Raw genomic sequence first — 15,944 nt, 5'->3', positions numbered from 1 at the left:
CTCAGGCAGCGACCGCAGGCGCGGGCAAACGGAAAAACGCACGTGCTGCTGCCGTGCTATTGGCCGCGGTCAGCGCCACGTCCTCACCACGATCGCGTGCGAGTTCTTCCACGATATGCGACAGAAACATCGGCTCGTTGCGGCGGTCCTTGGGCATCGGCTTGAGCGTGCGCGGCAGCAGGTAAGGCGCGTCGGTTTCGATCATCAAGCGATTGGCGGGAATACTGCGCACCAGCTCGCGCAGATGCGCACCGCGGCGCTCATCGCAGAGCCAGCCGGTGATGCCGATGTAGTAATCGCGATCCAGATACGCGAACAGCTCTTCGCGCGTGCCGGTGAAGCAATGCACCACCGCCGGGCCCAGGCGGCCATCGAAGCTGCGCATGATCGAGAGGAAGTCGTCGTGCGCATCGCGCTGATGCAGGAACAACGGTTTGCCGTTGTCGGCGGCCAATTGCAGTTGCCGTTCGAAGGCCCTGTGCTGCGCCGGGCGCGGGGCGAAATCGCGGAAGTAATCCAGCCCGCATTCGCCTACCGCCACCACTTGCGGGTGCGCGTGCAGCGTGCGCATTTCGGCCTCGCACTCGGCGGTGAATTCCACCGCGTGGTGCGGGTGCACGCCGGCGGTGGCGTAGAGAAATCCAGGGTGTTGTTGCGCCAGTTGCAGGGCGAGTGGTGAGTGCTCACGGCTGGCGCCGGTGATCACCAGTTGCGCAACGCCCGCGTCGCGTGCGCGTTGCAGTACCGCGTCGCGATCGCGGTCGAAGGAGTCGTGGGTGAGGTTGGCGCCGATATCGATCAACTGCATGTTGCGGGTGTCGTGTGGAGAGAGCCGGGCAAGTGTAACGAGTGGGAATTGGGTGCGCTGCCCTTCTCCCTCGGGAGAAGGTGGCGCGCAGCGCCGGATGGCGCCTCCTGCATCTGTCAGTGCCTGCAGTGACAAACGCGTCGCCACGCGCCTTCAGAAGTGCTGCACCGACTGCTTCGCCGCCGGACCCTCACCCCAACCCCTCTCCCGCAGGAGAGGGGCTTTGCTCCCTTCTTCCAAGAGGGAGAGGGGTTCAACCAACCACCGGCACAGCCATCGCTTCAATCCGCGCCGCCAGCGCCTGGATCGCCAGTTGCGCGGAGCGCGAAAGTTGCCGCTGCGGCGCCACACACAGCGCCAGCGTCATCGGCTTGGTCAAATGACGGCGGAACGGCACGAACGCCAACCGCCCATCCGCCACATCCGGGGCGGCATCCAGCCACGACATCAAACCCACACCCGCGCCGGCGCGCACCAGGCCACGCAGGGTGCGCACATCGTTGCAGTGGGTCAGCCGCTTCACGTCGATATGCTGGCGTTGGTACAGCACCTTGGCGTGCTCGCCGACGATCAGCGGGGCGGCCGGCAGCAGCAGGCGGTGCTCCAGCGTCTCGCTCAGCTGCAGCTCGGTGCGGGTGCTCAGCGGGTGGCCCACCGGCATGGCAATCCCCAGCGGGATGTCGGCGAATGCGCGCACCTCCAGGTCCACGCTGCTCACCGGGTCCAGCAGCAAGCCGATGTCCACATCGGCCGAGGTCACCATTTCCATCACCCGCTGGTTGCGCGCGGTGGACAGGTTGAAGGTGATGCCGGGGTACTCCTGCACCAACGCCGCCACCGCCGACGGCACCACGCCCTCGCTGAGCGCATCGATCATGGCGATCTCCACATGCCCGCGGCGCAGCCCCTTGAGCTCGTCGAAGCGCTCCAGGGTGCGCGCATAGGCCTTCTCCCAGCCGCGCACGTCCACCAGCAGCAGCTCGCCGGCGGCAGTCAGCCGCAACCGGCCGGGCAGGCGCTCGAACAGCTGCGCGCCCAGCTCCTCCTCGGCCTTGAGGATCTGCCGGTCGATCGCCGAGGCAGACACGTGCAGCACGTCGGAGGCCTTGCGGATGCTGCCGCAGCGGGCCACTTCGATGAAGTAACGGGTGAAGCGGGAAAAGGTCAGCATGCGGCGGGGCTCGGTTGGCGTTGCATTTTTTGCAATGGCTTGGCTGAAAATCGATGTTTGATAACACACCCCCGGCTTCCTAGAGTCAATCCGGCACCGCTCCCGCCCTACGCCAGAGACTGGACCCATGGATGTCGCCGTCCCCGCCTTGCCGCTGCACTGCACCTTCGAGGCCGCCGACTGGCAGCGCCTGGCCCAGCATTGGCACGCGGTGGCGCTGAGCAGCGAAGTGGGCGAGGCGCCGTTCAAGGCCACCCTGCTGGACGAGCCGCTGGTGCTGTACCGGCTGGGCAGCGAGCTGGTGGCCGCGCGCGATGTCTGCCCGCACCGCGGCGTGCCGCTGAGCATGGGCACCGCCGATGGCGGCGGCGTGGTCTGCGCCTACCACGGGCTGCGCTTCGGCGCGGGCGGGCGTTGCAATCACATCCCCGCCAGTCCCAGCCAGAACATCCCCGCCAAGATGCGGCTGCATACCTACGCGGTGGCCGAGCGCTACGGGCTGATCTGGGTGTGTCTATCCAAACCGGCCGGGGTGAGCGAGGCCGAGGTGCAGATTCCGCCGATGCCCGGCTGGGACGAGGAAGGCTTTCAGCAGATCGTCTGCCCGGCTTTCGATATCGGCGGCAGCGCCGCGCGCCAGCTGGAAGGTTTCATCGACGTGGCGCATTTCGCCTTCGTGCACACCGCGACCTTTGCCCAGCCGGACAAGCGCGAAGTGCCGGCCTACACCACCACCGAAACGCCCACCGGCTTCAATGCCGATTACCTGAGCTCGGTGGCCAATTATTCGGTGGACATGCCGCTGCCGGACGTGGACCCCAACTTCCAGTGGCTGCGCCATTTCGAGGTGCATCTGCCGTTCACCGCCACCCTCACCATCCACTTCCCGGTGCCGGGCAAGCGCTTGGTGATCATGAATGCGGCCAGCCCGGTGTCCAAGCACAAGACGCGCCTGCTGGTGCCGATCGCGCGTAATTTCGACACCCATCTGCCGGTGGAAGACGTGCACGCCTTCAACCTGCGCGTGTTCGAGGAAGACCGCGCCATGGTGGAGGCGCAGCGCCCCGAATACCTGCCGCTGGACCCGCTGCTGGAAGTGCATATCCCGGCCGATCGCAGTTCGATCGCTTACCGCCGTGGCCTGCGCAGTCAGGGCTATAGCGACTTCTTTCTGCGTTGACGGCCGAGGAGCACGCCATGCAACTGCACGAGGTCCGCGTCGCCGACGTCTTTGACCAGGGCCATCGCCAACGCGCGATCCGGCTGGAGCCGGTGGGCACGGAATTGCCGGCATTCGAAGCCGGTGCACATGTGGACCTGCATCTGCCCGATGGCTTGATTCGCCAATACTCGATCGCCAGTGCGCCGCATGTGCGTGATCACTATCTGCTGTGCGTGAAGTTGGCCGATGCGTCGCGCGGCGGCTCGCGGCATCTGTGCGAACAGCTGAGCACCGGCGACCGCCTGCGCATCTCCACGCCACGCAATCTGTTCCCCTTGCATCCGGGCGAACGCCACGTGCTGCTGGCCGCCGGCATCGGCATTACTCCACTGCTGTCGATGGCCGAGGCGCTGGAAGCGCGTGGCGAGCCGTTCGTGCTGCATTACTACGCGCGCCGGCATGCCGATGTGGCCTTCGTGCAGCGGCTGCAACAAGGCTTCACCCATGGGCAGGTGCACGTGCATCTGAGCGACGGCGGCGAGAGCCCGCGCGTGCATGTGCCCGAGGAACTGGCGCAGGCGCGCGCGCGCGATCAGCTATATCTGTGCGGGCCTGCCGCGTTCATGGACCATTTCACGCTGCTTGCCAAAACCCACGGCTGGGCGTCGGAGCAACTGCACCGTGAACACTTCGCCGCTGCCGATGCCGGCCTTGCGCATGATGCCGATAGCGCCTTCGAAGTGGAGCTGGCCGCCAGTGGCCGCGTGGTGCAGGTGCCGGCCGATTGCAGCATTGCCAGCGCCTTGCTCGATGCCGGCATCGAGGTGCCGCTGTCGTGCGAGCAAGGCATGTGCGGCGCCTGCCTCACCGGCGTGCTGGCCGGGACGCCGGATCACCGCGACAGCGTGCTCAGCGACAGCGCGCACGCCGCCAATACCCAGATCACGCTGTGTTGCTCGCGCAGCCGTTCGCCACGCCTGGTGCTGGATCTTTGAGCGCTCCGTATGTCGTGCGCCTGCGCAGACAGGACGACGGCGGGCGCGCAGGTGGCTGACGCCGGTCACGCTGCAGCGCGAAGCGGCGGCCAACGTGGCAGGACACCTGTGGACGGACGTGAGCCCCGCATCTTCTTTCACGGTTTGATCGATGGGTGCACAGGGCGCCGCCGGCGCAGATACAGACAAAGCCTGCGGTCATGCCATTACGCCGCGCAACACGGATTGCACTTGCAGCGCAATCCGCGCCCAAGGTCCGTGGCAACCGCCGTCGCACAGTGCAAGATATTCGGCCCGCGCGCGTCCACCGCAATCGCGCGTGCCCCTCTGTGCCGATGAGATACCTGCCGATGGTTGTTTGTGCGATCGCCTTCGCCCGCCCGTGCTGGGGCGCACGCTGATGCGCTGGCCCGGATTTGCGCTGTCCGCCAATGGCAGCAGCGTGCGTACCGAGGTCCTGGCCGGTGCCACCACCTTCCTGACGATGGCCTACATCGTCTTCGTCAACCCCGACATCCTGGCCACCACCGGCATGGACCACGGCGCGGTGTTCGTGGCGACCTGTCTGGCCGCCGCGCTTGGCTCGCTGCTGATGGGCGTGCTGGCCAACTATCCCATCGGCATGGCACCGGGCATGGGCTTGAATGCGTTTTTCGCTTTCTCTGTGGTGGGCACGCTGGGTTACAGCTGGCAGCAGACGCTGGGGCTGGTGTTCGTGTCCGGCTGCGTGTTCCTGCTGCTCAGCGTCACCGGCGCGCGACGCTGGCTGGTGGATGGCATCCCGCCCACCTTGCGCAGTGCGATTGCAGTGGGCATCGGCCTGTTCCTGGCGTTGATCGGCTTGCAAAAAGCCGGGCTGGTGGTGGCGCATCCGCAGACGCTGGTGACCCTGGGCGACTTGCATCGGCCCGAGCCATTGCTTGCGTTGGCTGGGCTGCTGCTGATCGGCGTACTGGAAGTGCGCCGCGTGCGCGGGGCGATGTTGCTGGGCATCCTGGCGGTCACCGTCGCTGCGCTGGCGCTGGGTCTGGTGCACTATCAGGGCGTGCTGTCGCTGCCGCCGAGCCTGGCGCCGACGCTGCTGCAGCTGGATATTGCCGGCGCCTTGCAAGGCCATGCTGGCAGCGGCGCACTGACCGCCGTCCTGCACGTGGTGCTGGTGTTCGTGCTGGTGGAAATGTTCGATGCCACCGGCACCTTGATGGGCGTGGCCCAGCGCGCCGGCCTATTGCACACACAGGCGCACCGTCGCCAGTTCGACCGCGCCCTGCTCGCCGACAGCACCGCCATCCTGGCCGGCTCGCTGCTTGGCACTTCCAGCACCACCGCCTACGTAGAAAGCGCTGCCGGTGTACAGGTGGGTGGGCGTACCGGGCTCACCGCGCTGGTGGTGGCAGCGCTGTTTCTGCTGGCGCTGCTGTTCTCGCCATTGGCGGCGATGGTGCCGGCGTATGCCACCGCACCGGCGCTGATCTACCTGGCATCGGTGATGCTGCGCGAGTGCACGCAGATCCAGTGGGACGATGTCGGCGACGCGCTACCGGCCGCGATCTGCATGCTGGCCATGCCGCTCACCTATTCCATCGCCACCGGCCTGGCCTTCGGCTTCATCACCTATGCGGCACTCAAGCTGGGCAGCGGCCGCTGGCGCGCCGTGCATCCGGCCACCTGGGCGATTGCCGGCCTGTTCGTGCTGCGCTATGCCTTGGAGTGAGCGTATCGCCGTAGCTATTTCAGCTCCTGCCCCCCTGGTCACCCACCGCGTCGCGCGGCAAGCTGCACCGCAACCGGCAGCGCCACGACGGTGCTGTCTCATTCCCAGAGCTCACCACATGCCACATCGTTATCGCTGTCTGATCCTCAGCTTGTGCACCTTGTTACCGGGCATGACGCTCGCACGCCCGGCGCAGGCGCCTGCGCAACAGCGCGAGCAGCAGGTGGCGCAGCTGTTTCACGACGCGGCCGCGCAACCTGCGCAATTGCGCGCGTGGCTGCAAGCCATGCCCAAGGGCGGCGACCTGCATAACCATCTCTCCGGTTCGGTCTATGCCGAGAACTATCTGCAATGGGCCAGCGACGACGGCGCCTGCGTGCAGCTGGACGACCTGAGCCTGCGCGCGCCGCCGTGCGGTAAAGGCCGGGAGCCTGCACGCGATCTGGCAACGCGCAATGCCGCGCTGTATGGCCGGGTGGTGGATGCCTTGTCGATGCGCAAGTTCCTGCCCAGCCCATCGCAACCCACCGGGCACGATCAGTTCTTCAGCACCTTCGGCAAGTTCGATGCGGTAGTGCGTGCACGCGTCGCCGACACCGTGGCCGCGGTGCTAGAACAAGCCGCACGCGACCGCGTGCCCTATGTGGAAATCATCGCCAACCCGCCGCAGATGGATGAGGCGGCAAAACAGATGCAGGCGCTGCCATGGAAGGCCGATGACGACGCAGCCAATCTGCGCGCCCTGCAGGATGCCTTGCCGCCGCTGGTGCAGGCTGCGCAACGCGACCTTGCCGACACCGATGCCCAGGTGCGCCGCGTGCTGCAGTGCGACCAGCCCGATGCGCGTCCCGGCTGCCAGGTCGCGTATCGCTACGTGCCTTACGTGTTGCGCGTGTTGCCGCAACCGATGGTGTTCGGGCAGATGGCGCTTGCGCACGCACTGATCGCTGCCGGCGGCAGCCGCGCGGTGGCGTTGAACATCGTTGCGCCCGAAGACAACCCGGTGGCGCTGGCCGATTACGCGCGCCACATGGCGATGTTCCGTTTCTTCGCAACGCGCTATCCCAACGTGCCGCTGTCCCTGCATGCCGGCGAGCTGGCGTTGGGCCTGGTGCCGCCCGCGCAACTGCGCTCGCATATCCGCCAGGCGGTGGACGTGGGTGCACGCCGCATCGGTCACGGTGTGGATCTGCCTTACGAAGACGACGTGGATGGATTGCTGCAGCGCATGCGCCGCGATCAGATCGCGGTGGAGATCAACCTCACCAGCAACGATGTGATTTTGGGCGTCAAAGGCGGCGCGCATCCGCTGGCAATGTATCTGCGCGCCGGTGTGCCGGTGGTGCTGTCCACCGACGATGCGGGCGTCTCGCGCGCGGACATGACCCACGAGTATCAACGCGCGATGCAGGAGCAAGGCATCGATTACCCCACGCTCAAGCAGCTCGCTCGCAACGGGCTGACTTACAGCTTCCTGCCGGGCACCAGCGTGTGGAGCGCAGACGGTACAGCTGCGCAGGCCTGCGCCACTGCATTGCAGCGCGAAACCGATGATGCTGCGTGCCAAGCATTCCGCCAGAGCAGCGAGAAGGCACGGCTGCAATGGCAGCTTGAAGCCGATCTGGCGCAGTACGAGCGCATGCTGCTGGAGCAACGCAGAGTGCAGACAACACCAGCTGACGCATAACCCGTAGGAGCGCGCTTGCGCGCGAACAGGCGTTATCGGTGAAGCCTCTTCGCGCGCAAGCGCGCTCCTACAAACGCAACGTCCATCAAACGCAGCCTCCATTCCATCTTCGCCGTGATGCATTCCATCCCCATGACCAAAGCGCAATGACCGATCAGCACTCCGCCCCATCAAAACGCCGCGTCATTCTCGAAGACGATATCGACGGCTTCACGCCTGCGCAGTTGCTGTTGTTGCAATCGCCTGAGGTCGAGGTGCTGGGCATCAGCGCGGTGAGCGGCAATATCTGGCGCGATGAGGTGCTCGCACATGGCTGCCGTCTGCTGGAATTGGCCGGCCATCCCACTATCCCGGTGCTGCCCGGCCCGGTGCATCCGCTGCTCAACAGCGAGCTCGCCACCGAGCGTTGGGAAGCGCTGTACGGCAAGCTGGTCTGGAAAGGTGCATGGACCAAGCACTGGGTGGATGGCGACACCGTGCAGAGCGCGCCGCGTTATCACGCACACGACGTGGTGCCCGACCTAGCGTTGGGCAATCCCAGCGTGGTGCGCGCATCCGACGAACCGGCTGCGTTGTTCATGCTGCGCATGGTGCGCCTGTATCCGGGCGAGGTGAGCATCATTGCCACAGGCCCGCTGACCAATCTGGCGCTTGCGCAATCGCTGGATCCGGCGTTCGCCACACTGGCGCGCGAGCTGGTCTATATGGGCGGCAGCCTCAACCCGCGGCAGCAACGCAACAGCGTCAGCGCACAGCAATTCGCGCGCGAATTCGTTAACTCGCCACGCCGCGAATTCAACATCCGCTGGGATCCGGAAGCGGCCAGCATCGTCATGCGCGCGCCCTGGCGCAAGATCACCATGGTGCCGGTGGACCCATCGACTGACACCGAACTCACGCCAGTGTTGCTGGCGCGCATGAGCGCTGCCGATACCAGCATCGGCCACGCATTGCGCCGTCGCGAACCCGGCTTTCCGATGTGGGATGAGCTGGCCACTGCGGTGTGGCTGCGCCCCGAATTGGCAACGCACACCGAGACGCTTTATGTCGATACCAATACCGCTTTCGATGCCGGCTATGGCGACATCCTGTCGTGGGCACCTGGCTATCAGCCTGGACTGGGCGAACAGGCACAGACGGTAGTGCATGCGGTGGATGTGGAAGCGTTCGAGCAATTACTGGTAGACCACCTCACTGCGCCGCAACCACCAGCAGTCGGGTTGCCGCTACCCCTTCTCCCTCCGGGAGAAGGTGCCCGAAGGGCGGATGAGGGTACGGCAACTGAGAAAAATGCTGCGCCAGTTGATTGGGGTGCAAGCAAGGTAAACGCGTACCTGATACATCTCCAACTAGCGGGGCACCCTCACCCCAACCCCTCTCCCGGCGGGAGAGGAGCTTGGACAACACCCACACCCGCAACTCCCAGCAACCCAAGGTGACCCCATGCAACTCCCAGCGCAGTGGCAGGCCGGCATCGATCGCAATACCGAGGTCCTGCGCGGCCACGCGCAGCTGCTCGCCAGCTTCAATGCACCGCGCCCCGCATCACCGGACACAACCACTTCGCGCGGCCAGATCGCCTCCATCGTCAGCACCACCCGCAGCCAGCCCACGCTGGCCGCACGCCATGCCACCCAGACGCTCACGCATATCCACCAGGCCAACGACCGCCTGCGTGCGATCACTCGCCTATTGCCCGCACGCGCCGCAGCCGATGCCGCGCGCGTGCAGGCCGCGCTGGCCGGTGGCAGCGACGGCGGTGCGTTGGCCGGCGTGCCGTTCGTGGTCAAGGATCTATTCGATGTCGCTGGTGAGGTCACCACCGCTGGTGCCGTCGTCCGCGCGCAATGCGCACCTGCCACCCGCGATGCGGCTTTGGTGCAACGGCTGAGTGATGCAGGCGCGGTGCTGGTAGGCACCGCCAACATGGACGAATTCGCCTACGGCTTTGCCACCGTCAACGCGCATTACGGCACCACCGCCAACCCGCACGATCACCGCCATCTGGCCGGCGGTTCGTCGGGCGGCTCGGCTGCCGCGGTGGCCGCCGGGCTGGTGCCATTCGCGCTGGGCTCGGACACCAACGGCTCCATCCGCGTTCCGGCCGCATTGTGCGGCGTGTACGGCCTGCGTCCCACCCATGGCGCGTTGCCGCTGGACGGCGTGTTCGGCTTCGTCGATGCGCTGGATGTGGTCGGCCCGTTCGCCACCTCCATCGCCGATCTACGCCGCGTCTATGAAGTGATGCTTGGTCACGCCGTTGCCTCCTGCAATGCCGGCAGCTTGCGCATCGCACGCCTGGGCGGCTGGTTCCAACGCAATCTCGACCCCGACCTGGATGCCGGCCTCAGCGCATTGCTCACCGCCTGCAACAGCACCACCATGATCGAATTACCCGAAGCAGAACGCGCCCGCGCTGCTGCCTTCGTGCTCACCGCTGCCGAGGGCGGCCATCGTCATCGCGCCGGTTTGAGCACGCATGCCGAACAGTTCGACCCGGCCACCCGCGACCGCCTGCTTGCCGGCCTGCAATTGCCTGCCAGCGCGGTCGCCGATGCACACCGCTTCGCGCACTGGTTTTGCGCCGCCATGCAACGCCTGTGGGACGAGGTGGATGTGTTGATCGCGCCAACCACACCGTGCGTGGCACCACGCATCGATCAGGACACCATCCAGATCGACGGCCTGCCGGTGTCCGCGCGCGCCAACTTAGGCATCTTCACCCAACCGCTCGGGCTTGCCGCCTGCCCGGTATTGGCCGCACCGTTGCCGCGCCCCGGCCGCCTGCCGCTGGGCGTGCAATTGATTGCCGCGCCCGGCCGCGAAGACCGCTTGTTCGCACTCGCCGCGCAACTCGAACGCGACGGCCTGCTCGCCTTCAGCCCACCGGCGGAGACGCACTGATGCTGCACACCTTGCGCGCGCGTCGCGGCATGGTCGTGGCCCCGCATCATCTGGCCGCACAGGCCGGACGCGATGTCCTGCGCGACGGCGGCAACGCCATCGAAGCCGCCGTCGCCACCGCCGCCTGCCTGGCCGTGGTGTACCCGCACATGACCGGCATCGGTGGCGACGGCTTCTGGCTGATCCACGAACCCGACGGCCGCGTTCACGCCATCGATGCCTGCGGCCGCGCTGCACAGGCGGCGACCTTGGACTTCTATCGCGGCCACAGCAGCATTCCATGGCGCGGCCCCGGTGCGGCGAATACCGTGGCCGGCACCGTCTCCGGCTGGGCACTCGCGCTGCAGCACGCAGGCGGCAGCTTATCGCTGCAACGCTTATTGCAGGACGCCATCCACCACGCCAGCGACAGCGTACCGGTCACGCTTGGCGGCGCGCACATCGCCGCCAGCAAGAGCGCCGAACTGCGCGTGCAACCCGGCGCCTACTCCAGCATTTTCGAACCACACGGCGTCCCCCTGCACGAAGGCGCACTGCTGCAACAGCCGCAACTTGCACGCACCTTGCAACGACTCGCCGACGAAGGCCTGGAGAGTTTCTATCGCGGCGCACTGGCCGACGACATCGCCGCCGATCTGCAAGAGCTCGGCAGCCCGCTCCACGCACACGACCTCGCAAGCCATCATGCCGAAGCCACTGTGCCGCTCTCGGTCGCCATCCACGGTGCACGCCTTTACAACCACGCACCACCCACGCAAGGCCTCGCCTCACTGCTGATCCTCGCCTTGTTCGATCGCCTGCACGCCGAACACCCCGACAGCTACACACACCTGCACGGCCTGATCGAAGCCACCAAACAGGCCTTCCTGATCCGCGACGCACACATCGGCGACCCCGCCTGGATGACGCTCGACGCACAGGCCCTGCTCGATGACAGCGCCGCACTCGACGCGCTGGCCGCACGCATCGACATGCGCACCGCACTGCCCTGGCCACAGCCCTCGCAGGCCGGCGATACCGTCTGGTTCGGCGCCATCGACGCACATGGCCGCGCCGTCAGCTGCATCCAGTCCACCTATTTCGAATTCGGCTCCGGCCTGGTGCTGCCGCGCACCGGCATCACCTGGCAAAACCGCGGCTGCAGCTTCCGCCTCGCCGCCGACGGCTGGAACGCACTCGCCCCTGGGCGCAAACCCTTCCATACCCTCAACCCGGCGCTGGCTACTTTCGACGACGGCCGTGTCATGGCCTACGGCACCATGGGCGGCGAAGGCCAACCACAGACCCAGGCCGCCCTCTTCTCCCGCTACGCCCGCTTCGGCGTGCCGCTGCAACAAGCGATCACAGCGCCGCGCTGGTTGCTCGGCCGCACCTGGGGTGAAGACAGTACCTCGCTGAAGGTGGAAGACCGCTTCGATCCAGCGGTCGTGCAAGCACTGCGCGATGCCGGGCATGCGGTAGAGCTGCTGCCCGCATATACCTCGGTCATGGGGCATGCGGGTGCATTGGTGCGCGAGGTGGATGGCGTGATCAGTGGAGCGAGCGATCCACGATCGGATGGAGTGGTGGCTGGGTGGTGATGGATGGGGCCTAGATCCGTCAATGCTGTGACTGATAATTTCAGCGAAGAACTTAACTGATGATTCATGTTAGGCAAACTAACTTCCCCTGATCATTTGCGCGGAACGAGTCAATGAGATTTTCAAGAACCGTCCTGCTTTCGATACTCGCGCTATGCGGAACCACACTCTGTGCTTGCGCGCACACCTCGGCCGATGCAATACAGCCACCCGCGAAGGAGCATGGCACCATGACCTCGACTGACAGTACATCGGCTAGCACCTCTGAACTCAGCGCCGACGAGATCGGCAAGCGGTTCTTGAAACTGATCGGTGCTCTGAAATCCTCCAGCGATCTCAGCCCTGAGCGTGTGAATGAAGTGGTCGGAGTTCGCCTTGAACACTTCAACGCGATTCCGGGGCAGCGAGTCGAATCCTTTGCCTACAGCCAACTATTAAGAGGCGATTGGGCATACGAAATTCAGTACCTGCCGTCAGCCGCTATGCGTAGCCCTGGCGTGTCGCTGGACTTCGTGCACAAGTCAGATAGATATGCAGCCATGACGGATATTTGTCAGCTCAGTTTCGAGGATTACCACAACGCCATGAAGGCAATGGGCTTTGGCGATGCGCCTAACTACGGCGAACTTGGCCAGCTCATTGATTGGCGCTATTACAAAGACGGCATGACGGTCTCTATTGCTTCCAGGCCTGAAGTAACAGCGCTTGATGGCAAGAAATATCGCGCCTGCGTAACGTCGATTTCTACCGTGAATGAGTAGGAGCACCTACCGACATGGCTAGTCCAAATGCTCAACTTGAAGCGGCTTTGAAGCAGTTCGCAAGTCAATCAGGTGTTACGCCAGAGCAAGTTGCGCAACTTAGCTCGGCCGTAGTTGCTGACTCACAACAGCTTGGGCTTCTCAATCAAGATGCCCAGAATGGGCACTTGAAAGCATTTGCACTGCAAGGTTCTACAGGACAACAAAATCTTGCTGGGAGTTACGATATTCAGTCCGGGACCGTCACTCTACCGGCAGCTGATTTTCAATCCTCTGGTGCTAGACACAACCCGGATCTACAAGCAACTCTCAGGCTGCAGCATATGTCGATCGAATTTTCCCAGAAGACATATCTGGATGCATCGAGAGCGACTCATCCAGTGACGCAAGATATGGTCAACAACCTCCAATCGACCATCAATGGCTCGCCAGTGCTTGCAGATGAGATTAAACGAGCGGTAATGACGACCGACAAGGGTGATCCGCCGCATAAGCATTTAGAACACTTCGACTTTATACCTCCAGGATTCACTGCTGGTGGCACCTACAGCGCTAGCAGTCACTCCATGAACATGCCTGCTGCCAGATTACAGGGAAGGTCTGCGGCAAATCCTAACGGGTACGATCCCAATGACATGACGTTTGTCCTCGGACACGAGATTCAACACGGTTTCAATGCCCCCGAAAGAAGGCTAGCGAACGCGGCGTTCCACAACGATGCCGTTTCCATAGCTAAAAGTACAAATCCTGTTCACGATTACACGCGCGTCTTCGCCACTTCCATTCAAGCAAGCAGAGACGACGAAGCGAAAGCAGAAATTGCAGGTTGGAACGCGTTACTGAGTAGACAAAAGCAGGGCAATCCAGCTGCAGGCTTACCAGAAATGAATGCTCTAGGAAACCGCAGGATTGAAGATTTTATCGTCAAGCCACAGGGTGCCGGCGCAACTATTCAGCCACGGCCAGGACTAAAATTCGACCCGGATGGTCAGCTACAAATGTCGCCGACAAATGTTGCGGCAATGGGACAACATTACTTCAATAGACCAGATCCGACACACCCTATCCCAGGTCGAAACCCAATTGGAATCGGGGATAGAGGTACATCAGACTATCCAAACTATTACGCGACTTCAGGGGTAGAGCATATAGTTGAGTACGAAAGGAAGTATGCAAGGCCCATACAGGGTGTGATGCCTGCTGTAACCGTCAATATGGCCTCTGTCGGAATGAAAGAGCCGATCATTGAAGCTGAGGGTTTGGACTTTGGCAAGAACAAGGCTCCCTTTCCTTACTACGACAGCAGCACAACACCACCAGTCCTCCATCACTTCGATCACACCCAGGATGGAAGCGTAAATCCGGCACATGATCATAAATATGTACCAGTCGCGCCCACATCCAGTTCGACTCCAGCCCAGCACGGTCCAGACGATCCAGATCATCCCGACCACGCCATGCTTGAGCAGATCCGCGATGGCATGCGCAAGATCGACGAGAGCGTTGGCAAGCCCTACGACGAGATGAGTGAGCGAGCAAGCCGATGCCTCCTGGCCGCATGTAAAGATAACCGTGAAAGCTACCCGGAAGCGGCAGATCGCTCTATGGAGAGTAATGCGTTGACGCGCGTCGATCACGTATTGATGAGCAAGACCGGCAACCTGTTTGCGGTAGAAGGCCGGCTGGACGACCCGGCGAACAAGCGCGTGCATGTGCAAATTGATCAAGCGATCAACATTCCGATTGAGCAATCAGACCAGAAGTTGCTGGCAGCTAATCAGGCGATTGCACAGGAAAGACAGGTCACGCAACAACAGGAACTCGCGCGTGGGGTGAGTGATCCTAATCCAAGCGGACCGACACGATGAGGTATGCCACGACCAAGCTGTTTTCCACATAGGTCTGCACATACGTATCCGACCATACCCTCATTGAGTTGAGGTCAGCCTGATATACGACTTTCACCTCTGAAAGGAAAAAACTTCAATTTAAGGTCGCTCGGCACCCTCTCCGCCCACCTCAATGAGGTAGCAAATCATTGATAAGGCAGTCTGTACAATCATTTCAGCCTCGGCTCTCGTAGGAGCTACTCCATCGATGTGTCCATGACGAACGAACGGAGAGTCATTCGAATAGGCATATAGCTTTTCTATGATGTCCAAACTCCAGCGGTTGAAATCACCTCTCTTTCGAAGCTCTTTTACTCCGGCACCAAGAGTAGCTACCTTAGGAGCGATGACCTTGATGACGCTTTCCAATGCGCTGATGATCTCTCGAACACTGTTTGCCTCGTCGACCGGATGAGTTAGCAGGTAGCTCAATGAACGCTTGTAGTGCTCGCGAGCGCTTTTAAACCGGCTATCGAGCGCAGCATTGGCTGAAGAGATTGATCGATTCATTGCACGGATCTTGCGCTTCAGTTCCCCATGCGCATCCATTTGCCAGCCGATGTTCTCCTCATCCAGGAGATCGTTCAGACGAATCCTATAAACTTCAAACTTAGCAGGGCTATCAAACGAAAAGTGATCATCCTTCTCAATAAGCAGTTCGGCGAGCAACTCGACAAAGTCAAAAAACTGAGGCCAACAACTACCTTTGAGGTGTGTCGTCAGTGCTTCCCAAGAACTACACTCGCCCCATTCGTGCGGATCTCCGTCTATACGGCATCGAGCCAAAAACAGCTCATGCACCTCATCGATTCCTAAGGGCTCTCGCCTGGCTATTCGCGTGGAACGGCTTTCACCAACATAAGTTGGTAGCAACAGCTTTATATATCCAACGCGCAGAGATAACGGTGCGTCGTCAAAAATCAGTGGGCCTCGCTTTTTGAGCCTAGCAGAGAAACGACGACGCTTAGTTTGAACAACCATCTGACCAGCCAGGTTTGTGAGTTGGGCTGAGTGTACGAGGGGCAGGCCTCGGCAGCCATGCACAACTCTGTGGATAAGTCCTCTCTGGGATTCAAGAGAAATCTTGGGTACGGCCAAAACCCAATTCGGGCTTAGATATCTTAGGGTGCACCTTATATATGGTAGAACCACCCAGCAGCCTGGCGATCCTTATCAGTGCGCCTGAGGATCGAAGTACGCCTGCCAGGACTGAAGCGATGACTTGAATGCCTTTGACTTGTTGAAGAATGTCATGGCATCACTGCTTCTAGGG

General features: G+C 62.6%; 11 protein-coding genes and 1 pseudogene. 9 read left to right on the top strand and 3 right to left on the bottom strand.

Annotated features, from left to right (window positions below):
• Position 1 precedes the first annotated feature (1 nt).
• Positions 2 to 808, bottom strand: coding sequence for a TatD family hydrolase (locus NDY25_RS12535; RefSeq protein ID WP_168959742.1), 807 nt, complete (start codon positions 806 to 808; stop codon positions 2 to 4).
• 253 nt (positions 809 to 1,061) lie between these two features.
• Complete coding sequence (locus tag NDY25_RS12530) at positions 1,062 to 1,979, bottom strand: LysR family transcriptional regulator (protein WP_168959741.1); 918 nt, start codon at positions 1,977 to 1,979, stop codon at positions 1,062 to 1,064.
• A 127-nt stretch (positions 1,980 to 2,106) separates the two neighbouring features.
• Between NDY25_RS12530 and NDY25_RS12525 the strand changes: the two genes are divergently transcribed.
• The 9 genes and pseudogenes from NDY25_RS12525 (at position 2,107) to NDY25_RS12485 (ending at position 14,650) form a co-directional block, all read left to right on the top strand.
• On the top strand, positions 2,107 to 3,159 hold the full coding sequence (locus tag NDY25_RS12525) for an aromatic ring-hydroxylating oxygenase subunit alpha (protein WP_168959740.1): 1,053 nt from the start codon (positions 2,107 to 2,109) through the stop codon (positions 3,157 to 3,159).
• 17 nt (positions 3,160 to 3,176) lie between these two features.
• Positions 3,177 to 4,136, top strand: coding sequence for a PDR/VanB family oxidoreductase (locus tag NDY25_RS12520; protein ID WP_168959739.1), 960 nt, complete (start codon positions 3,177 to 3,179; stop codon positions 4,134 to 4,136).
• A gap of 400 nt (positions 4,137 to 4,536) precedes the next feature.
• Complete coding sequence (locus NDY25_RS12515) at positions 4,537 to 5,850, top strand: NCS2 family permease (protein ID WP_168959738.1); 1,314 nt, start codon at positions 4,537 to 4,539, stop codon at positions 5,848 to 5,850.
• 118 nt (positions 5,851 to 5,968) lie between these two features.
• Entirely contained in the window at positions 5,969 to 7,537 is a 1,569-nt protein-coding gene (locus tag NDY25_RS12510; protein WP_168959737.1) for an adenosine deaminase family protein, read from the top strand.
• A gap of 146 nt (positions 7,538 to 7,683) precedes the next feature.
• Positions 7,684 to 8,817: pseudogene (locus tag NDY25_RS12505) on the top strand (nucleoside hydrolase); the annotation flags it as partial.
• 163 nt (positions 8,818 to 8,980) lie between these two features.
• Positions 8,981 to 10,441: an AtzE family amidohydrolase gene (locus NDY25_RS12500; RefSeq protein WP_168959735.1), complete on the top strand. Its 1,461-nt coding sequence runs from the start codon at positions 8,981 to 8,983 to the stop codon at positions 10,439 to 10,441.
• A complete protein-coding gene (locus NDY25_RS12495; protein ID WP_168959734.1) occupies positions 10,441 to 12,021 on the top strand; it encodes a gamma-glutamyltransferase family protein in 1,581 nt (526 codons plus the stop codon). Before NDY25_RS12500 ends, NDY25_RS12495 begins: the two co-directional genes overlap by 1 nt.
• Before the next feature lie 230 nt (positions 12,022 to 12,251).
• Positions 12,252 to 12,782: a hypothetical protein gene (locus NDY25_RS12490; RefSeq protein WP_168959733.1), complete on the top strand. Its 531-nt coding sequence runs from the start codon at positions 12,252 to 12,254 to the stop codon at positions 12,780 to 12,782.
• A 14-nt stretch (positions 12,783 to 12,796) separates the two neighbouring features.
• Positions 12,797 to 14,650, top strand: coding sequence for an XVIPCD domain-containing protein (locus NDY25_RS12485; RefSeq protein WP_168959732.1), 1,854 nt, complete (start codon positions 12,797 to 12,799; stop codon positions 14,648 to 14,650).
• Positions 14,651 to 14,770: 120 nt separating this feature from the next.
• On the opposite strand, the gene NDY25_RS12480 is transcribed toward NDY25_RS12485, so the two are convergent.
• A complete protein-coding gene (locus NDY25_RS12480; protein WP_168959731.1) occupies positions 14,771 to 15,652 on the bottom strand; it encodes an AbiJ-NTD4 domain-containing protein in 882 nt (293 codons plus the stop codon).
• Positions 15,653 to 15,944: the final 292 nt, after the last annotated feature.

Origin of the sequence: Xanthomonas hortorum pv. pelargonii (assembly GCF_024499015.1) — a bacterium.
Taxonomy (GTDB): Bacteria; Pseudomonadota; Gammaproteobacteria; order Xanthomonadales; family Xanthomonadaceae; genus Xanthomonas; species Xanthomonas hortorum_B.
The sequence above is the reverse complement of the archived record's forward strand: the minus strand, read 5'-3'. Positions and strand labels throughout refer to the sequence as shown.